The organism is Streptomyces sp. BHT-5-2 (genome assembly GCF_019774615.1).
In the GTDB taxonomy this organism is placed as follows: Bacteria; Actinomycetota; Actinomycetes; order Streptomycetales; family Streptomycetaceae; genus Streptomyces.
This window is the reverse complement of record NZ_CP081497.1, coordinates 236689-254235: the sequence shown is the minus strand read 5'-3', so window position 1 is coordinate 254235 and position 17547 is coordinate 236689. Positions and strand designations below refer to the sequence as shown.

General features: G+C 70.1%; 14 protein-coding genes and 2 pseudogenes. 11 read left to right on the top strand and 5 right to left on the bottom strand.

Features of this window, described 5'->3' with window-relative positions; translation table 11 throughout:
- Positions 1 to 23 precede the first annotated feature (23 nt).
- From K2224_RS29045 to K2224_RS29030, 4 genes are all read left to right on the top strand, one after another.
- Positions 24 to 1808: a type I polyketide synthase gene (locus K2224_RS29045; protein ID WP_221910166.1), complete on the top strand. Its 1785-nt coding sequence runs from the start codon at positions 24 to 26 to the stop codon at positions 1806 to 1808.
- Positions 1805 to 3043 (top strand): cytochrome P450, encoded by a 1239-nt coding sequence (locus K2224_RS29040; protein ID WP_221910165.1) that lies wholly within the window; start codon positions 1805 to 1807, stop codon positions 3041 to 3043. Before K2224_RS29045 ends, K2224_RS29040 begins: the two co-directional genes overlap by 4 nt.
- The gene (locus K2224_RS29035; protein WP_221910164.1) at positions 3043 to 3240 is read left to right on the top strand and encodes an MbtH family NRPS accessory protein; all 198 of its coding nucleotides are present in this window, start codon (positions 3043 to 3045) and stop codon (positions 3238 to 3240) included. Before K2224_RS29040 ends, K2224_RS29035 begins: the two co-directional genes overlap by 1 nt.
- 219 nt (positions 3241 to 3459) lie before the next feature.
- The gene (locus tag K2224_RS29030) at positions 3460 to 4155 is read left to right on the top strand and encodes a formyltransferase family protein (RefSeq protein ID WP_260693548.1); all 696 of its coding nucleotides are present in this window, start codon (positions 3460 to 3462) and stop codon (positions 4153 to 4155) included.
- 51 nt (positions 4156 to 4206) lie between these two features.
- On the opposite strand, the gene K2224_RS29025 is transcribed toward K2224_RS29030, so the two are convergent.
- From K2224_RS29025 to K2224_RS40900, 4 genes are all read right to left on the bottom strand, one after another.
- Positions 4207 to 4569: a hypothetical protein gene (locus K2224_RS29025; protein WP_221910163.1), complete on the bottom strand. Its 363-nt coding sequence runs from the start codon at positions 4567 to 4569 to the stop codon at positions 4207 to 4209.
- 117 nt (positions 4570 to 4686) lie between these two features.
- Positions 4687 to 5181: a hypothetical protein gene (locus K2224_RS29020; protein WP_260693547.1), complete on the bottom strand. Its 495-nt coding sequence runs from the start codon at positions 5179 to 5181 to the stop codon at positions 4687 to 4689.
- Between the two features lie 353 nt (positions 5182 to 5534).
- Complete coding sequence (locus K2224_RS29015; protein WP_260693546.1) at positions 5535 to 7139, bottom strand: alpha/beta hydrolase; 1605 nt, start codon at positions 7137 to 7139, stop codon at positions 5535 to 5537.
- Positions 7140 to 7533: 394 nt separating this feature from the next.
- Positions 7534 to 8373, bottom strand: a complete 840-nt coding sequence (locus tag K2224_RS40900; RefSeq protein ID WP_260693545.1) for a hypothetical protein — start codon at positions 8371 to 8373, stop codon at positions 7534 to 7536.
- An 879-nt stretch (positions 8374 to 9252) separates the two neighbouring features.
- Here K2224_RS40900 and K2224_RS29005 point away from each other — a divergent pair.
- The gene (locus tag K2224_RS29005; protein ID WP_221910162.1) at positions 9253 to 10188 is read left to right on the top strand and encodes a transposase family protein; all 936 of its coding nucleotides are present in this window, start codon (positions 9253 to 9255) and stop codon (positions 10186 to 10188) included.
- 56 nt (positions 10189 to 10244) lie between these two features.
- Here the strand turns inward: K2224_RS29005 and K2224_RS40895 are convergent.
- Positions 10245 to 11179, bottom strand: a pseudogene (locus K2224_RS40895) (IS5 family transposase); the annotation flags it as partial.
- 309 nt (positions 11180 to 11488) lie between these two features.
- Between K2224_RS40895 and K2224_RS28990 the strand changes: the two are divergent.
- The 6 genes and pseudogenes from K2224_RS28990 (at position 11489) to K2224_RS28960 (ending at position 17515) form a co-directional block, all read left to right on the top strand.
- On the top strand, positions 11489 to 12259 hold the full coding sequence (locus K2224_RS28990) for a hypothetical protein (protein ID WP_221910159.1): 771 nt from the start codon (positions 11489 to 11491) through the stop codon (positions 12257 to 12259).
- Between the two features lie 26 nt (positions 12260 to 12285).
- The gene (locus K2224_RS28985) at positions 12286 to 12783 is read left to right on the top strand and encodes a hypothetical protein (RefSeq protein ID WP_221910158.1); all 498 of its coding nucleotides are present in this window, start codon (positions 12286 to 12288) and stop codon (positions 12781 to 12783) included.
- A gap of 83 nt (positions 12784 to 12866) precedes the next feature.
- Positions 12867 to 14144, top strand: coding sequence for a hypothetical protein (locus tag K2224_RS40890; RefSeq protein ID WP_260693544.1), 1278 nt, complete (start codon positions 12867 to 12869; stop codon positions 14142 to 14144).
- A gap of 201 nt (positions 14145 to 14345) precedes the next feature.
- A pseudogene (locus K2224_RS28970) lies at positions 14346 to 16131 on the top strand (type IV secretory system conjugative DNA transfer family protein).
- Positions 16128 to 16358: a hypothetical protein gene (locus tag K2224_RS28965; protein ID WP_221910155.1), complete on the top strand. Its 231-nt coding sequence runs from the start codon at positions 16128 to 16130 to the stop codon at positions 16356 to 16358. The pseudogene K2224_RS28970 and the gene K2224_RS28965 overlap by 4 nt, the downstream one beginning before the upstream one ends.
- On the top strand, positions 16355 to 17515 hold the full coding sequence (locus K2224_RS28960; protein ID WP_221910154.1) for a DnaB-like helicase N-terminal domain-containing protein: 1161 nt from the start codon (positions 16355 to 16357) through the stop codon (positions 17513 to 17515). The genes K2224_RS28965 and K2224_RS28960 overlap by 4 nt, the downstream gene beginning before the upstream one ends.
- The last annotated feature ends 32 nt before the right edge of the window (positions 17516 to 17547 follow it).

Here is a 17547-nt window from a genome sequence, read left to right as displayed (position 1 = left end):
CCCCACTCGAGCAGGAGCCTTTCATGTCCGACAGTCCGGAGCAGGACTACGACCCGGGCGACGTGGCCGTCATCGGCATGGCGTGCAAGTCGCCCGGCGCCCGCACCAAGGAACAGTTCTGGGACAACCTCGTGCACGGCAGGGAGTCCGTGCGGTTCCTGTCCAAGGACGAGATCAACGTCGACGAGACCCTGATCAACAACCCGTTCTACGTGCCGGCCTGCGGCGTGCTCGACGGGTACGACGCGTTCGACCCGTCGGTGTTCGGCATCAGCGACCGGATGGCCGCCGCGATGACCCCGGAGAACCGGCTGTTCGTGGAGAGTGCCTGGGAGGCGCTGGAGGACGGCGGCTACGACCCGGACCGGGTCGGCGGCGAGGTGGGCGTCTACGGCGCCAACAACCCGCAGACCGCCGCCCTCTACAGCTCTCCGCCGGACCGGGTGTCGGTCGGTCCCGAGGCGATCGAGCACGGCCTGGCGTGGTCGCCGGACACCATGACGTCCAACGCCCTGTACTACCTGGGGCTGACCGGTGAGGCCGTCACCGTCACCACCGCCTGCGCCGGCTTCCACTACGCGGTGCACCTGGCCTGCCAGTCGCTGCTGCTCGGCCAGACCGACATGGCGATAGCCGGCGGCGCGATGGTCCGCCTGCCGCACCCGCGTGGCCACCTGTGGGAGGAGAACCGCATCCTGTCCAAGGACGGCCACTGCCGACCGTTCGACGCCAACGGCACCGGCGCCGTGCTGTCCAGCGGTGTCGTCACGATGCTGCTCAAGCCGCTGGCCGAGGCCGTCGCCGCCCGCGACCACATCTACGCCGTGATCAAGGGTTCGGCCATCAACAACAACGGGGTCAGCGCGGTGGCCTACGGTCTGGCCCAGCCCGAGCGGCTGAGCGCCTGCATCGCCAACGCCATGGAGGTCGGCGGCGTCACCCCGGACACGGTGTCCATGTACGAGGCCAACGGCCTCGGTCTGCCGATGACCGACGAACTCGAAGTGCACGCGGTGAGCATGGCGTTCGGCAAGCAGACCGGCACCTGCTCGATCGGCGGCGTCAAGGGCAACGTGGGCCACGGCGGCGTGGTCGCGGGCGGCTTCGGTGCCGCGAAGGCCGCGCTGGCGCTGTACCACAGGAAGCTGGCGCCGACGATCAACCTGACGGACGTCAACGAGGACATCGACTTCCCCAGCACCCCGTTCGTCCCGCAGCTCGAAGTGGCCGACTGGGAGCCGGAGTCCGGCATCCGCCGGGCGGGCGCCACGGCGATCGGTGGCGGCGGCTACAACGCGCACCTGGTGCTGGAGGAGCCGCCGACCCTCGCCGAGCGCGCGCCCGAGGTCGCCGGCCGGCCCCGCCTGGCCACGCTGTCCGCCCTGGACGACGAGGCGCTGGCGCGTCAGCGCACCCGGCTCAAGGACTGGCTGGTGGCCGACCCGGACCTGCGTCTGGACGATGTCTGCTACAGCCTCAACCTGGGCCGCAAGGTGATGGACCGCCGGTGGGCGGCGGTGGTCCGCAGCCGCGCGGAGCTGATCGAGGCGCTGTCCGCCGGCTCGCCCCGCGGCCAGTCCGCCGCGACCGGTGCCGCGCCGCAGGTGGACGTTGCCTCCCTCGGCCGCAACGACGAGGGGATCGTGCCGTCCGGCCAGGACGGACCGGCGCTGTTCGACCTCGCCGCGGCCTGGGTGAACGGCGAGCGGGTGGACTTCGGCTCCCTGCACCGGGGGGAGGCCAGCCACCGCGTGCCGCTGCCCACCTACCCGTTCCGGCCGCGTCGGCTCTGGCGTACGGACTGGTGACCGTGACCACACCAGCACTGGACACCGTGGACCTCGGCGACCCCGGCACGTTCGCGGAGCACGACCTCGACGGGTTCTGGCGCCACCTGCGGGACACCGCACCGGTGCACTGGAACCCCCCGGTCGACGGCCGCCGCGGCTTCTGGGTGGTCTCCCGCCACGAGGACATCCTGGCCACCTACCGCGACGACGTGCACTTCACCTCCGAACGCGGCAACGTGCTCGTCACGCTGCTGGGCGGCGGGGACGCCGGCGCCGGCCGGATGCTGGCCGTCACCGACGGGCACCGGCACCACGAGCTGCGCAAGATCCTTCAGCGGGTGCTCTCGCCGCGGGTGCTCAGCGAGGTGGCGGCGGCGGTGCGGGTCAACACCCGGCAGCTGATCCGCGAGGCGGTCGCGGCCGGTGGCTGCGACTTCGCCGAGCAGATCGCCGGCCGGATCCCGATGAACACCATCTCCAACCTGCTCGGCGTGCCCGAGCAGGACCGGGACCACCTGCTCGCCCAGACCAAGACCGCGCTGTCGACCGACGCCGAGGACGTCGACGAGGTCGACTCCGAGATGGCCCGCAACGAGATCCTGCTGTACTTCATGGACATGGTCGAGGAGCGGCGCGAGTCGCCGGGCGACGACGTGATCAGCATGCTGGTCGCCAGCTCCATCGACGGTGTGCCGCTGTCCGACGAGGACATCGTCCTCAACTGCTACAGCCTCATCATCGGCGGCGACGAGACCAGCCGGCTGACGATGATCGACAGCGTCCACACGCTCGCGGCTCAGCCCGAGCAGTGGCGGCGGCTCAAGCACGGCGAGGTCGCGATCGACACCGCCGTCGACGAGGTGCTGCGCTGGGCGTCCCCCACCATGCACTTCGGGCGCAGTGTCGTCCGCGAGACCGAACTGCACGGCGTACGGCTGCGGCCGGGCGAGATCGTCACGCTCTGGCACGCCTCCGGCAACCGGGACGAGCGGGTCTTCGACCGGCCCGGGGCGTTCGACCTCGGCCGCACCCCCAACAGGCACCTGGCCTTCGGCTACGGACCGCACTTCTGCGTCGGCTCGTACCTGGCCAAGGTGGAGATCGCCGAACTGCTCACGGCGTTGCGGGACTTCACCACCGGGTTCGAGCGGACCGGTGCGGCGCTGCCCATCCGGTCCAACTTCCTGACCGGGTTCTCCACGCTGCCGGTGCGGTTCCGGCCCGACCACTCCGGACTGAAAGAGGTCGACTGATGAGCGGCAACCCCTTCGACGGCGGTGACGGTGACTGGCTGGTCGTGGCCGACGCCGGTGGCCGGCACGCCCTGTGGCGACCGCACCTGAAGGTGCCCGCGGGCTGGCGGATCGTCCACACCGCCACCGCTCGCGACGGCGCCCTCGACTACGTCGAAGCGCACTTCACGACACTGGCGGGGACACCGACGCCCTGACCCGCTCCGGGGGCCGGCCCGGCACGACGCACGACCGGCCCCCGGAGCCCGACCGGACCGCCCGCCGCCACAAGGGCCTCCCCCATCGGCCCGGGACGACGAACCCCGCGCGCGAACGCACCGGACACCGGAGCCGCGACCGGCCGTTCCCGTGCCCTGGTGGAGCGCTCTCTCAGCCGTACCGAACAGACACCCGACCAGCGACCGCCGGGAGCGCGAGTGAAGATCTACATTTCAGGACAAGGGGCATTCGCGGTGCAGGTCGCGGAGGCCCTGTGCGACGAAGGCCACCAGATCGTGGGCGTGGCCGCCCCCCGGCTGCGCAAGGGGCACTCCGACGACGGCAACGCGCTGTCCTGGGACCGCCTGCGCTCCTGGGCGTACCCCAGGAGCATCCAGTGGACGGACTCGGCCGAACTGCGCGCGATGCACATCCCGGACGGGGTGGACCTCATCGTCGCCGCGCACTCGCACGCCTTCATCGGCCGCCGGACCCGTGCCAGGGCCAATGTCGCGACCATCGGCTACCACCCCAGTCTGCTGCCGCTGCACCGCGGCCGGGACGCGATCCGCTGGACGATCCGCGACGGGGAGAAGGTGACGGGCGGGAGCGTCTACCACCTCACCGAACGCACCGACGCCGGCCCGATCGCCGCCCAGGAGCACCTGTTCGTCCCCCCGGACTCGACCCCGCAGAGCCTGTGGCGCGACCACCTGGCCCCGCTCGGCGTGCGCCTGCTGATACGCGTCGTCACCGACCTCGCCGAGGGCCGGCACGTCGAGGTCCCCCAGGACGAGGAACTCGCCACCTGGGAACCCGCCATGGACGCCCCTCCCCTCTTCAAACCCGAACTCATCGCCCTCCCCGGCGCAACCCGCATAGACGGCGACAAGTGGTCCCTCCACACACCCTGACCCCACTCCCCCACCAGGGCCCTGACCGGCGCGCACCCCATGCCCGCCCAGTCAGGGCCCCTGGCTTCCGAGGGAGCGGAGCACCGCCGGGACCCGGCGGTTCGCGCCGCCGTCCCGCGGCAGCCGCCTCATGGCGGCGCCGTTCGGCGTCCACGGGCCGGCGGTCAGGAGGTAGCCGACGGTGGTCCCGACGATGACGGCCCCCAGGCTCAACCGGCCCTGCCCGGCCGCGAATCCGGCGACGGGAAGGACGATCTCGCTCGGAACGAACGGCAGCACGGTGTCGACGAGACTGGCCACCCCCGCCCCGGCGGCGCCGAGGACGCCCATGACCTCGACGGCCCACCCGGCGACACCGCCGGCAGGTCCGGCAGAAGACGCGAGAAACGGCGCGGCGGCCGACATTGCGATCATGCCGTTCACGCTGGGCAGCGAGCCGGCACCACACCATGCGGTCGACCTCCCGCCCGCACTGCGGCTTTCCACGATGCCCCGCCGTGAGCGGGACCCCACCCACGTACCCTTCGCGCCTCAACCTCGGCTTTCCCGCCGCTTCTTGCGTTCCTCAAAGCGATGGACGACCACATTGGCCAGCGCCACCAGGAGCGTGGCCAGCAGGGCCGGCAGCCATGGCTGCCGCACGTACAGCCCGGGCGTGCAGGATTCGACGAACAACGCCGCGAGGAACGTCGTCGCCGCCGACAACCCCATCTCTGCGCCGCGCTTCGCCTTCCCCGGGACGGACGGCAGGCGCAGCAGAAGACGCAGCGGCCAGAGGAAGATGCCGGCGAGCAGCCCGCAAGGAAGGCACAGAAAAGCACCCCAGAACAACGGGCCCGCCCCGTCCGATTGGATCAGATTGCGGGAGGCCGACGCGACGAGGAGGACACCCAGAAGGACAACAACGGCCACGACTGTCACGACACCGAGGCCCAGGCCGGTCATGCCGGAGACGGCGAGCGCTCTTTCCCGACGGGACAGCGAAGCCCAAGTGGGTTCTTCCTCCGGCCGCCGGAGATCCTTCACTGCGCCTCCTCCTTGCGCGTCAGAACGGCGGAGCGGGCGGCATCCGACGCCGAACGCCAGGATAACCGCCCGCGAATCGTGTACCTCAGGGGTCCACCATCATGATGGCCTTGGCAATGCCGTAGCCGCCGTCCAGCGTTGTGGCGCAGGTCGCGGCGTTCTTCCGGGCGGTCGGGCAGGCGGCCGGGTCGTCCGACCGGCAGGCCCCGCTTGCTGACGGCGACGGCCAGCCGGGCCTCGTCGGGGCGGGTGCCCATCGGGCGTACGGTCTGGACCGCACGCGAGAACACGTCCTCCGGGTCGACCGTCGAGCCCGGCGTACGACTCTGCGGGTGCGGAAGCGCTGTGTCCCGTCACCTGATGCCGTGGATGGCTTGGGGGTCGGTGGCCGGGAGGCCGGGCTCGGCCTTCATGGTGGTGGGTGTCGGGGTCACGTAGACCGGGGCGGGGTCGGGTTCGGGTGCGCAGGTCTTGGCGATGAGGCCCTTGCCGGTGGGGAGATGCCCGTTTCGCAGGTAGGCGGTGAAGGTGTCGTCCAGGCAGGCGTTGCCGTGGAACAGGATCTCGTGGAAGCTGCCGCCCTTCTGGACGACCAGCTTGGATCCGGGCAGCGCCTTGTGCATGGCGATCGCGCCCGGGTAGGGGGTGGGGGCGTCCTCGGTGGCCTGGAAGAGCAGGGCCGGCGGCAGGCCCTTTCCGGTGATCTTCAGTCGGCCGGCCTGGTTGCCCTGATAGGGCCAGAACATGCAAGCGGCGTTGTACCACATGTTGTTGTAGGTGTAGAAGGGTGCGACGGCGTCGACCTCGGCCTGGTCCTTCTTCCAGAACTGCCAGTCGCGCGGCCAGTTGTTCTCGGTGCACTGGACCGCGTTGTACGCCGGGAACGTGCCGTCGTCGGCGCCAGGGGCCGCGTAGCGGTTGTAGGCGATCCGCAGCGGGCGGGTGTCGTTCTTGGTGAGGTAGGCCGACAGCGCCGTCGCCATCTGCGGCCAGCGCAGGAAGTTGTAGCCGCCGCCGTAGAAGGTGTCCTCGAACTCGGCGGGGCCGATCTTGCCGGGGGCCGGGGCGGCATCCACCGGGTTGGTCCGCAGTGCGGCCTCGACCTGGTAGTACTTCCGCTCCACCGTGGCGGCGTCGGTGCCCAGGTGGTAGACCGGGTCGGCCTTGGCGGTCCACGCCGCGAAGGCGTCGAATCGGCGCTGGTGCTCCTTGTCCTGCAGGATGTTGTGGTCGTACCAGGTGACGGTGGGGCCGACGATGCTGTCCAGCACCATCCGGCGCACGTGTGAGGGGAAGAGCTGGGCGTAGGTGGAGCCCAGTGAGGTGCCCCACGAGCCACCGTAGTAGTTGATCTTCTCGGCGCCGAGCGCCCGCCGGATGCCGTCCAGGTCGCGAGCGTTGTCGACGGTGGTCATGTGCGGCAGGAACCACCCCCAGTTCGCGGCGCAGTCGGCGGCGTACTTGGCCGACTTCTCCAGCCACGCCTGCGAAGTGCCCTTGCTGACCTGGTAGTCCGGCCGCTCGGCGTCGAAGTAGTGCGCGTCGCAGGTGACGTGCGGTTCACTGGCGTTGGTGCCGCGGGGGTCGAAGCCGATCCAGTCGTAGGCCGAGGCGACGTCCTTGGGGAGCTTTCCGGAGATGTAGGCGGGCATCCACAGGCCGGAGTCGCCGGGACCGCCGGGGTTCAACAGGATCGGACCCTGCCGCTTGCTCTCGGGTGCGGTGGCCGGGAGCCGGTTCACCTTGATCTTGATCTTGGTGCCGTTCGGGTGCGCGTAGTCCAGCGGCACTTCGAGCATGGCGCACTGCAGCGCGGGAGTGGTCGCGTCGTGGCAGGAGCTCCAGGCGACTTTCCCCTGGCCGGTGCCCTCCGACGCGGAGGCGGAGACGGGGGCGGCACCCGCGAGGACTCCGCCGATGGCGGCGACGGCCCATATCAGGGCTCTGGCTCTTCTCATGGGAGCAGTGTGTGACATGTGCAATATCACATACCGCGGTACGAAGTGCGCGTTACCCAACTGTGACCGTGACGCAGGGGCAGGTTGTGGCCCAGGAGCACGGTGCCGATGGCGCCGTCATGCGCGCTCGCGGCCGCGACGAGGACCGCGGCGAGCAGACCAACCACGCCGGTGGCGCCCGCGCTTACGACCCGGGCACAGCGCGTAGATCAGCCGTCCCACGACGACCACCGTCCGGGGCCGAAGCGGAAACCGCCCACGGTGACTGGTAGTTGCCGTCGGCCGCACTCTCGATCACGGCCAAGGTCGGTGCGGCCCGTGCCAGTACCGCCGTCGGTTGCCCCGACCGGCCCCGCTCAGCACAGTGGCGCCGCGAGCGCTACCCCCAGCGGGATCAGGAATACGGCAAGCCCGCCCGGCGGGTTGAGACAGAACACGGCGCGCCGGCTCCACTCTGCGGTGCAACCCGTCTGGCAGGAGCCGGCCCGGACATACCGGAACCGACCCAACCGTCGGAGAATTCGCCTTCAGGAACTCGGAGTTCGCCCGGCCGCGGGAGCGGTACGACGGACAGGCGCGCGGCGGCGACCAGAAGCACTTCCGGCGCCCAGAGGTAGGTTCGATGTGCCTCAGCTTCGGGGTGATGGCGATCGCGGTGTCCCGGTGCCGCGCTGCCGGGAACGAGCTTCTCCCAGTCCCCGCGCGCGAGCGTGACCTCGACGCCGAGCTCCTCCTGGGCCAGGGCGATGGCCTCGCCCAGAGCGGCGGTGAAGACCCCGGAACCTCCGCCGGCGTCGAGGCACACGGCGGTGGTGACGCCGTGCCGGAGCAGTTCGACCAGGCCGAGGTTCTCGTAGTGCCCGCCGTCGGTGACCAGCAGCATCCGGTCGTCCATCGGATAACGGCCGGAGACCTCCCGCAGCAGGTAGGGCAGGCGACGGATCCCCGGCATCGGAGGCAGGCCCCAGTCGGTGTGCTCGCCCCAAAGAGCGCCCAGCACACCGGGGTTGGGGAGCCGGGTGCCGAGCCGGGCGTTGGAGAGCGCGAACAGCGTCCGGAACGCGCGCGACTGGCGTCCCACGGCCGAGGCGAAGGCCGCGCCGGAGACGGCGACGGCGGATTCGACGGTGAGGTCCTTGCGGATGACCGGCCTGGTGCGGCGGCACAGGACATCCGTACGGGCGTACCCGACGTCCGGACCGCCGACATAGTCGTACGACAGCGTGAACGACACCGCGTGCCCCCCGCCGGCGTCCGGTCGTCGCCGGAGAGGTTGGCTGCCGCGGCGGAGACGACCTGGGGGAAGCCGCCGTGCCGCCGGTCGTACCAGGGAAGCGGTGTGGGCTCGTCGAACCGGTAGGGAACCGCGATCTGTTCACCGTCCTGGCAGGTCCTGCGGCGGACGGCGAACGCGGAGGCCAGCCGGGCACGGTAGAAGGGGTGGAGGCTCATCCACGTCTGGTCCAGGCTCAGCACGACGAGCCCGAGCCCGACGGGGAGGACGATCTGGCAGGGCGCCGGCCAGGACCACCCGGTGGCGGTCACCCAGCCCAGGACGAGCAGGGTGGCCGCCGTCACGATCGCGAGGACCACCCATACCATCAGGTACTTGGAGAACCCGTTGGGCACGGCACGCACCCGGCGTGAGCGCTCGGCGGAGCCGACCGCACCCCTGACGGTCTCGATACGCCCCCGTACTGCCACGCAATCAAGACACGGGGCACCGTGCCCGAAGAGTTCCGCGAAATGCTGCGCGCCACCGCTCTGGCCAACCACCAGAGCATGCTCGCCGACGCCCGAAAGCCGTGATCCGGGCCAGTTCCATCGCCGCCAGCCGAAATTCGGCTCTTGCCGCAGGCCGGCATGGGAGAGAACGGGTACCGCCCCGAGCCGAGGAACCCGCCGCCAGTCTGAAGCCAAGACAGGACTCGATCAGTACAGACGGCGATTCCAGTCCCACTGACGCGGGGCCCTAACCGAGGAAGCTCAACCGAACCCGGCGGTGCGGGTTGTCGACGTTGGTGTCCGCGAAGCTCCGCAAAGACAACCCCACCCTAACGAGCTCGTGCACGGTAGGCAGTGAGGCATCCAACTCTCGATCGTTGATCACGGTGTGGTGGGGAACGCGACTCGTGCAGCGATCATCAGCGACCGGAGGATCACGGGCCTGGGCGCCGATGTGATTGCCGAACTCGTCGCCGAGGTCGGCCCCTTGTGGCACGAGCGTCACCAGACCAGGCTTGTGTCCCGGCAGCGGAAGCGGGCCGTGGGGGCCGGTGCTAAGCACCGGCTGGTGTTCGTCGACCGGCTCCTGGCCACCCTTGTTCATCTCCGCCACGGGACCACACACGACGTGCTGGCCTGCTGGTTCGGCGTTGACCGCTCCACCATCACCCGAGCCGTCGGCGAGGTGCGGCCCTTGCTTGCCGAGCGAGGGTGCACCGTCAGCCCCGGTGTGAGGCTCAAGTCCCTGGCCCAGGTCGTCGACCATCTCGGCGCCAGTGGAACGACGGGCATCATGGACGGCACCGAGATCCGGGTCCGGCGGCCGGCCGCCGGACGCAAGGACCGAGACAGGTTCATCTCCGGCAAGAGCAAGCAGAACGCCGTGAAGGCCATGGTGGTCACGGACGGGGACGGTCGAGTGCTGTTCTGCAGCCCAACCAAGCCCGGTAGCTGCGCGGACATCACGCACGCCCGCCAGTTAGGGCTGGTCAAGCTCCTGGTCGACGGTCCTGCGGTGGAGATCCTCGCCGACGCCGGCTACCAGGGCCTGGGCGCGCAGACCGGCGGGCGCGTGGTGACACCACCGCACCGCAAGTTCAAGAAGAACGCTCCGGACTGGTACGAGGAGATGTACGAGCGGCAGCGTAAGGCGCACTCCTCGCGCCGCATCCGGGTCGAGCACGGCATTGCCCACCTGAAAAACTGGCGGTCGCTGGCCCGTCACCTCGGCCGCCGCGAGCACACTAGCGACACAGTCCAGGCCATCGCCGGTCTGCTGTCCCATCAGCAGACCGCGGACCTGATCCCGGCACGGCGGATGTGAACACCGAGCCCGACCGGAAGTACTCGACGTCTCACTGCCTACCGTGCACGAGCTCGTTAGAGGCCGCCCGTGTTGTGGTCATGGGGTCGGGCGGAGACTTGGATCCATATGATCGACCCCCGCAACTGAAGCCCCGCCAGGTAGCTGCCGGGCGTCTTGTCGTAGCGGGCAGCCACGCCCCGCCACGCTTTCATCTTGTTGATCAGCCTCTCCACCGTATTGCGCTCCCGGTAGAACTCGGCGTCGTGGGAGACCGGGCGCCCGCCCCTGCTGCCACGCTTCTTGCGGTTGGCGGCCTGGTCTGCTTTCTCCGGAATCACTGCTTTGATCCTCCGTCTGCGCAGGTAGGCACGGTTGGCGCGGGAGGAGTATGCCTTGTCCGCGGCGACGGCGTTTGGTCGCGTGCGTGGACGCCCCACCGGGATGCGGACCTTGACCTTGGCCAGGACGGGGATGAAGCGTGGGCTGTCGGCGGCCTGGCCCTCGGTTACCTCGAAGGCCAGTGGGCGGCAGTGCCGGTCGGAGGCGAGGTGGACCTTGCTGGTCAGCCCACCGTGGGAGCGGCGGAGGGCGGCGGCCTTCAGCCGTGCCGCCTCCGGCACCGCAGGCGCCGTCGCCCGGCCCACTCGGCATCGTTTCCGTCCTCGCCCGCCGCGGCCTGCTCGTTTTGTCCCTTCCGGGCGCCCCCTTTGCCCGCTCGGCCTCCTCCAGTGCGGCCAGCACCTCCTCGCTCACCCGCATACCCGCCGCATCGTGGTGGGCGCGCACGATCGTGGAATCGACGCTGACCAGAGACAGATCTACTTGTTCGCGGCTCGGCCTCGCCGATCATCCCCTCCATGAGGGCCTGGAAGACGCCGGCGTCGCGCCACTGGGCAAAACGGTCGTAGACCGTGCTCCAAGCCCCGAACTCCGCAGGCATCTCCCGCCACTGGCTGCCGGTGCGGAACCGCCAGACCACCCCCTCGAACTGCCCCCGCAGGTGCTCCGGACAGGCCCTAGCACCGAGTCCCGGCCGGACCAAACCGGCCGATCGCCGGATCCTCATGGAACCCACTACCCCTAGCCCCACCATCCTTCGGCTCGCGTCGTCGGTGCTTGGGGCACCCGGCACAGCGCATGGCCCCAGCACCACTGCCAGCGGCTTCGTCCGTACGGCCCGCGCTGCCGCCGGCCCGTCCCTCGTCCGTTCCCGGTCGCTGACCGCTTCCCGCCTCGGAGCGCTCCATGTCCTGCACCAGCAGAACCATCCCGGCCCTCGACCGCCCCTCTTCCCGAGCCTGCACCGGATGGATCTGCCATGCCCACCCACTACGACTCGCGTCCGGACGTCGCAGTCGGCCGCCACCCCGACTACGGCATCGTCGCCGCGAACCCCAAACAACTCGCCGCCAGCACGTGGATGTTGAAGGGGCTCGACTTTCACCCCGTCCCAGGCCAACCAACGCTGTACGCACTGGCCGACCAGCAGCGTGACGGGCAGGACCGCGCCACCCGGGCCGTCGCGATGCTGCGTAGGGCCGGCTATCAGGTCGACGTGGACTCCGCGTTCGACCCCTCGCTTGCCTCGGATGCGGCTCCCGCCCATGACCGGCCCCCGCGTGTAGATCCCGACGTCGCGTTCGCCGAGCATCCGCAGCTCGGGATCGTCGCGGCCACCGATGACCGCTCCTCCGCGCTCGGCGGCCGGCTCATCCTGGAGGAACACGGCTGGCGGCACAACCCGAACCTGGATATCTACACGCTGCCCATCACCACCGACCGCAGCGAGGCCATGGAGAAGGTCGCCAGCGCCACGGTGTCGATGCACCGATCCGACCTCCAGGTCGCGGTGCAGCCCCGCCTCGCGCACGACGTAGCAGCTCGTCGTCCTCCTGCAGCGACAACGGCCGCGCACCACCAGCGCAGTCAGGGCTTCACCACCCACAAGTCCCCCATCAGCGCCGCCGCGCTCGCCGCCAGCCCGGCCCGCAACGGCATCCCGGGCAAGGCGCCGGTGCCCGCCCCCGCCTCCTCCGCTCCGGCCACCAGGCCGGTCGACCCGCGCATCGCGTTCTCTCGCAATCGCTAACCCAACTCCCTTAAGGAGCAGTTCCCATGGCCGTGAAGACCATCTGGCAGATCACCCACTCCTGCGGCCACCAGGCCGAACGCGACCTGTCCAACCGGGCGGCCGATCGTCGCGCGGGCTTCGCCGAATGGCTCGCCCGGAAGGAGTGCACCGACTGCTGGCGGGCCGCCAAGGAGGGCGACGAGCAGGACAAGGCCGCCTGGCTGGAGGCCAAGCGGGCTGAAGAACAGGCCGAATCCGAAGCCTGGTCGGAGCAGTACCGGATGCCTCCTCTGGAGGGCACCGAGCGAGCGGTCGCCTGGGGTGTGCGCTGTCGCCATCAGGTCCTGGCCGCTGCCTTTTCCGCCCTGGTCCTCGAAGGCGAAACCAACGAGACGCAGTGGGAGGAGATCGAGGAGGCCGCTCGCACCATCACCCGCGCCGGCTGGTGGATCGACCAGCGCTCCTCCGAGCCTGATGACCTCACCGAGCTGCTCCAGGCCGCTACGGAGGCCGACCGGCCCACCGAAAACCCCCACTTCTGACTGCTCGGTGCCCTGCCGAGGCGGGGCACCGACTCCCTTTGCCAAGGCGACCTGGATACCCCGTACCCGAGGAGGTATACGCCGTGATCGCCCACCTGCAGCGTGCCAGCAACACTGCCGGCCTGCTCATGTACCTGTACGGACCGGGTGAACGCGGAAACCACACCAGTCCCCGGCTGATCGCGGGCGACGGCCACGGAGCCCCGATCGAACTGCTCGCCGACGCTGGCTCGCTGCCCTATCTGGCCCAGGCCCTCGATGCACCGGTCGAACGTCTTGGGGGCCGCGCACCGGAACGGCCCGTATGGATCTGCTCGGTCCGCACCGACCCTCGTCAGCCGGACCTCACCGACTCACAGTGGGCCACCGTCGCCCGCCGCCTGGTCGCTGCCACCGGGATCGCCCCGGACGGCGATCCGGACGCCTGCCGGTGGATCGCCCTGCGCAACCAGCCCCGACAGGTGCACGTCGTGGCGACCCTCGTTCGTGAGGACGGCAGCCTCCACAACGCCTACCGCGACGCCTTCCGCCTCCAAACCGAATGCCGCCGCCTCGCCGCCGAACTGGGCCACCTGCCCACCGCTCCACACCCGAAGCCCCGCGACCAGGAGACCCACGTGCCTGCCCCTCCGATCACCATCACCTCCGAGCTCAGCGGCAGCGTCGTGGCACAAGGCGCCAACGACGATCTTTCCGCCATGATCCTCAAGCACGCCGGCTTCCAGCAGATTGAGGACTGGTACGGCCGACGCCATCGTCTTCCCACCACCACCCCGATCACCGACAAGGTCGCCATCGCCACCCACGCCGCCGAGATGCTCCGCGCCGCCCGCTACGGTGTCGACCTCGACCCCTCCCTCGACACCGCCCGGACGGCCACCGCGGCGAACCCCCTCGGGCCCTACACCGCCGGAGCGGAACTCCTCCAACTCACCGACCAGATCAGGTCTGCCGAGAACGGTGAGGACCTGCGGCGGGCAGTCGACCACCTCCTTCATCCAGAACACGGCGCACTGGAGCGTGTCCGGGAAGCACTGGAGGCAGCAGGCGAACAGATCACCGACCTCGACGACGAGGCGTACCAACTCGCCGACCAGTTCGGCTTCGCTGCGGAGTTCGTCGGCTCGGCGCAGTCGGAACTCGTGGACTCAGACGCCAAGTTGCGCCGTCTCGGCCACTCGCAGCAGCCCGCGGCCAAGGCACCGACGCACCGGGCAAGGCTCCCCGACTCCCGAAGCGCTGCTCTCACCACCTCGCCTGCAGCGGCAAAGGCCAAGGTCTCCTCGGCCTTCGGCGCCGGGGCGGCGGAGGCCGCCGTGACCGTACGTCCGTCACAGGCCCCCGGCCCTCGGACGCGGTGACTCAGATGATCTCTTCACGCGCTCTCACCTCCAGTCTGCCGCGCGGCCCCTAGCTGGAAGCCCACCACAACGGCCCCGAGCCCCCGCTCCCAATAGCCCGCCGCCAACTCCTCCCCGAACAGGAACTGCCTCGATGACCAACAGAAGAGCGCCACGCGCCCCGCCTCCATCACTCGCCTGCGCTCACTACCAGGACCCACCATGCCCGCACCGCGTACCAGCGCGCCCTCGACCACCACCGGGTCGGACGCGCTCCTCTACCTCCTCTTCGGCATACTCGGCATCGCGCTCGCCTTCGGTTCGCTGGCCTGGCTGAGCGGCAATATCACCAACTCCCTCTTTGTCAGCGGGCCTTGGTCTTCGTTCAGGGCCACCGACGCACTGCTGCACCCCGAAGTGCTGTGGCCGCACCTGAGCCCCATCGCGCTGCTGGTCGGTGCGCGGATCATCCCCGGTCTGCTGTCCGTCTCCCTTGCCATCCTCGGCCTGGTGCTGTGGCTGCGGATGCGCGGCGGCCCGAAGAACGGCCTCGCCCGGAAGGCCGACCTCGCCCCGCTGCTGGACAAGGAGATCACCGCCAAGGCCAGGAGCCTGCGGCCGTCTCTGAGCGGCCGGGAGTGTAAAAGAGGTCGCCCCTGCTGACCGCGGCATCCTGCTCGGCTCCCTCTCCCCGGGGCGGGCCAACGTCCGCGCGTCCTGGGAGGACGTGATCGTCGCGATCATGGCTCCGCGAAGCGGCAAGACCTCCGGACTCGCGATCCCCGCGATTCTCGCGGCGCCCGGCCCTGTCCTGCTCACCAGTAACAAGGCCGCGAACGACGCCTTCACCGCTACGGTGGACGCTCGCGCCGAGGTCGGCAAGATCTGGACGCTCGACCCCCAGCAGATCGCCCACCACCCGCGCGAGATGTGGTGGGACATCCTGGCCGACGCCCGCGACCTGGCCGGGGCGAAACGTTTGGCCGGACACTTCGTCGCCGCCAGCGTGGACGACTCGAACGGATCCGACTTCTGGTCCACCGCCGCGAGCAACACCCTCGGGGCACTGTTCCTCGCTGCCGCCAGTCACCGACGTCCGATCACCGATGTCCTTGCCTGGCTCGCCTCCCCCGCCGACCGGACCCCGGTCGACCTGCTCACCGATGCTGGCCACCACGCGGTCGCCGCCCAGCTCCAGGGCACCGTCTCCGGCGCGACCGAGACCCGCGACGGCATTTTCGAAACAGCGAGGCAGTACGCGAGCTGCCTGCTCGACCCCGACGTCGCGGCCTGGGTCACGCCCAACAAGGACCTCCCCGAGTTCAAGCCCTTCGCCTTCGCCACGTCCCGCGACACCTTGTACCTCCTCAGCAAGGACGGCGGAGGCAGCGCGAGCGCGATCATCGCCGCAGCTGCCGACGCCGTGATGCGCGCGGCCGTGGTCGTCGCCGAGCGCTCCGGCGGACGACTCGACCCGCCTGCCCTGTGCGTCCTCGACGAGGCCGCGAACGTCTGCAAGATTTCCGATCTCCCCGACCTGTATAGCCACTTGGGCAGCCGCGGCGTCATCCCCATGACGATTCTGCAGTCCTACCGGCAGGGCCAGCGGTGCTGGGGCGATGCGGGAATGGACGCCCTCTGGTCCGCCGCCACCATCAAGATCGTCGGTAGTGGCATCGACGACGCCGACTTCGCCGACCGTCTCAGCAGGCAGATCGGTGACCACGACGTCCAGACCACCTCGGTGTCGACCAACGACGGCGGTAAGTCCACCTCGGTGAGCATGCGCACCGAGCGGATCCTGCCACCCGATGCGATCCGGGCCTTGCCCAAGGGCAAGGCACTGCTTCTGGCCACCGGCATCCGGGTTGCCATGCTCGACCTCCGGCCCTGGTACAAGGAGCGCTCCGCAAAGGTGGTCGGCCCGGCTTCCACCCGTGCGACGAAGGCCATCACCGAACGGGCCAATGCGAAGGCCGACCGCGACGACTTCGGGCTGTCGGCATGAGCGCGACCACGCCGCGTCCCGGGCGGCTCGGGCACTCGCCGGTCGTTCTGCACAACGGTCAGTGGCGGTTGGTCAGCGGGGCCGGCTCGATAGTCGCCACCGACCCCACGTTCACCAGCATGCTGGACGATTTCGCCCAGGCGATGGCCGCTGCCGACCAAGCGGTCGCCGACCTCCGTGAACGGCAGAGCGACCCTCCCGCTTCCGACGCAGGAGGCCAGCGATGAACCCGCTGCTGGGTGCCGAGCAGGCGGTACTCGGTTCCGTACTGCTCGACCCGAGCCAGCTCTCGCATCTTGACTGGCTCGCGCCGGATCACTTCTACCGGCCGGTCCACCAAGCGCTGTTCGCCGCGTTGCGCAAGCTCCGGAACGAAGGCCACCCCGCGTTGGTCGAGAAGTCCGTACCGCTGTCGTGGGTGACCGACGCCGTCGACGAGGCCAGCCTCCATGTTCGGGGTCTGACTGTGACGTACGCCCACACCCTGGTCTCGGCCTGCCCGCGTCCCGCGCACGCTCCGGTGTACGGCCGCATGGTGCTGGAGGGCGCGATCCATCGCAGCATCACGGAACACGCGATCCGTCTTCACCAAGCAGCTCGTGCCGACGCACTGCAGGGCGGAGTCGAGGGAGCGCTGCACTACGCGGACGTTCTGACCGGAGTGCTCAGCGATCTCGCACAGCGGTGGGGAACCGAACCGCGCCCGGTCGCGCCTGCTGCTTTGCCAGCCACCGCCCCGGTCGCGCCTCCGCCGGTTCGGGTCGCCGAGGACGAGCGGTTCCTTCTGGCCGTCCTCGCTGAGCAGCCGAAGGCCATGGACGAGGTAGTCGGCTGGCTACGGCCAGGCGACTTCGCCGACCCTGCCCACGGGCAGCTCTACCGCTGCCTCGGCGCGCTGCACCACCGGGGCGAGCCCATTGACCGGATCACCCTGCTCTGGGAGGCCCAGCGCCGTGGCCTGCTGGCCGACGGCACACTGTCCGGCGACCAGCTCACCGCCATCTGCGACGGCGTGGGTCCTGGCAGCGCGGAATGGCTCGGCGAGGTGGTGTTGCGCTCCTCGGTCACCCGCACCGCGGCAACCTCTGCGCGTGCCATCCGGTCCTTGGCGGAGAACGAGGCACTGGCACCCGGGCGGCTCATCAATCACGCCCTCCACGCGCTCGGTCCACTCGATGAAGTGCGTACCCGCTGGCAGTCCGCGAACGGCCGTCCCGCTCCGCCGCCGACGGCCCCGGTTCCTTCGCCGAACGGGCCTCCCCCTGCGCAGGTGCACGCCGCCCTCGCCCGCAGCACGCCGCGCCCCGTCTCGCCGCCCTCCGCCCGGCCCAGCTCTGTGCCCAGCCCGGCCGCCGCGCGACCGCCTTCACGCAGCCACGGCTGACCCCTCTCCTGCGCGTCGCTCGCTCTCTTCGA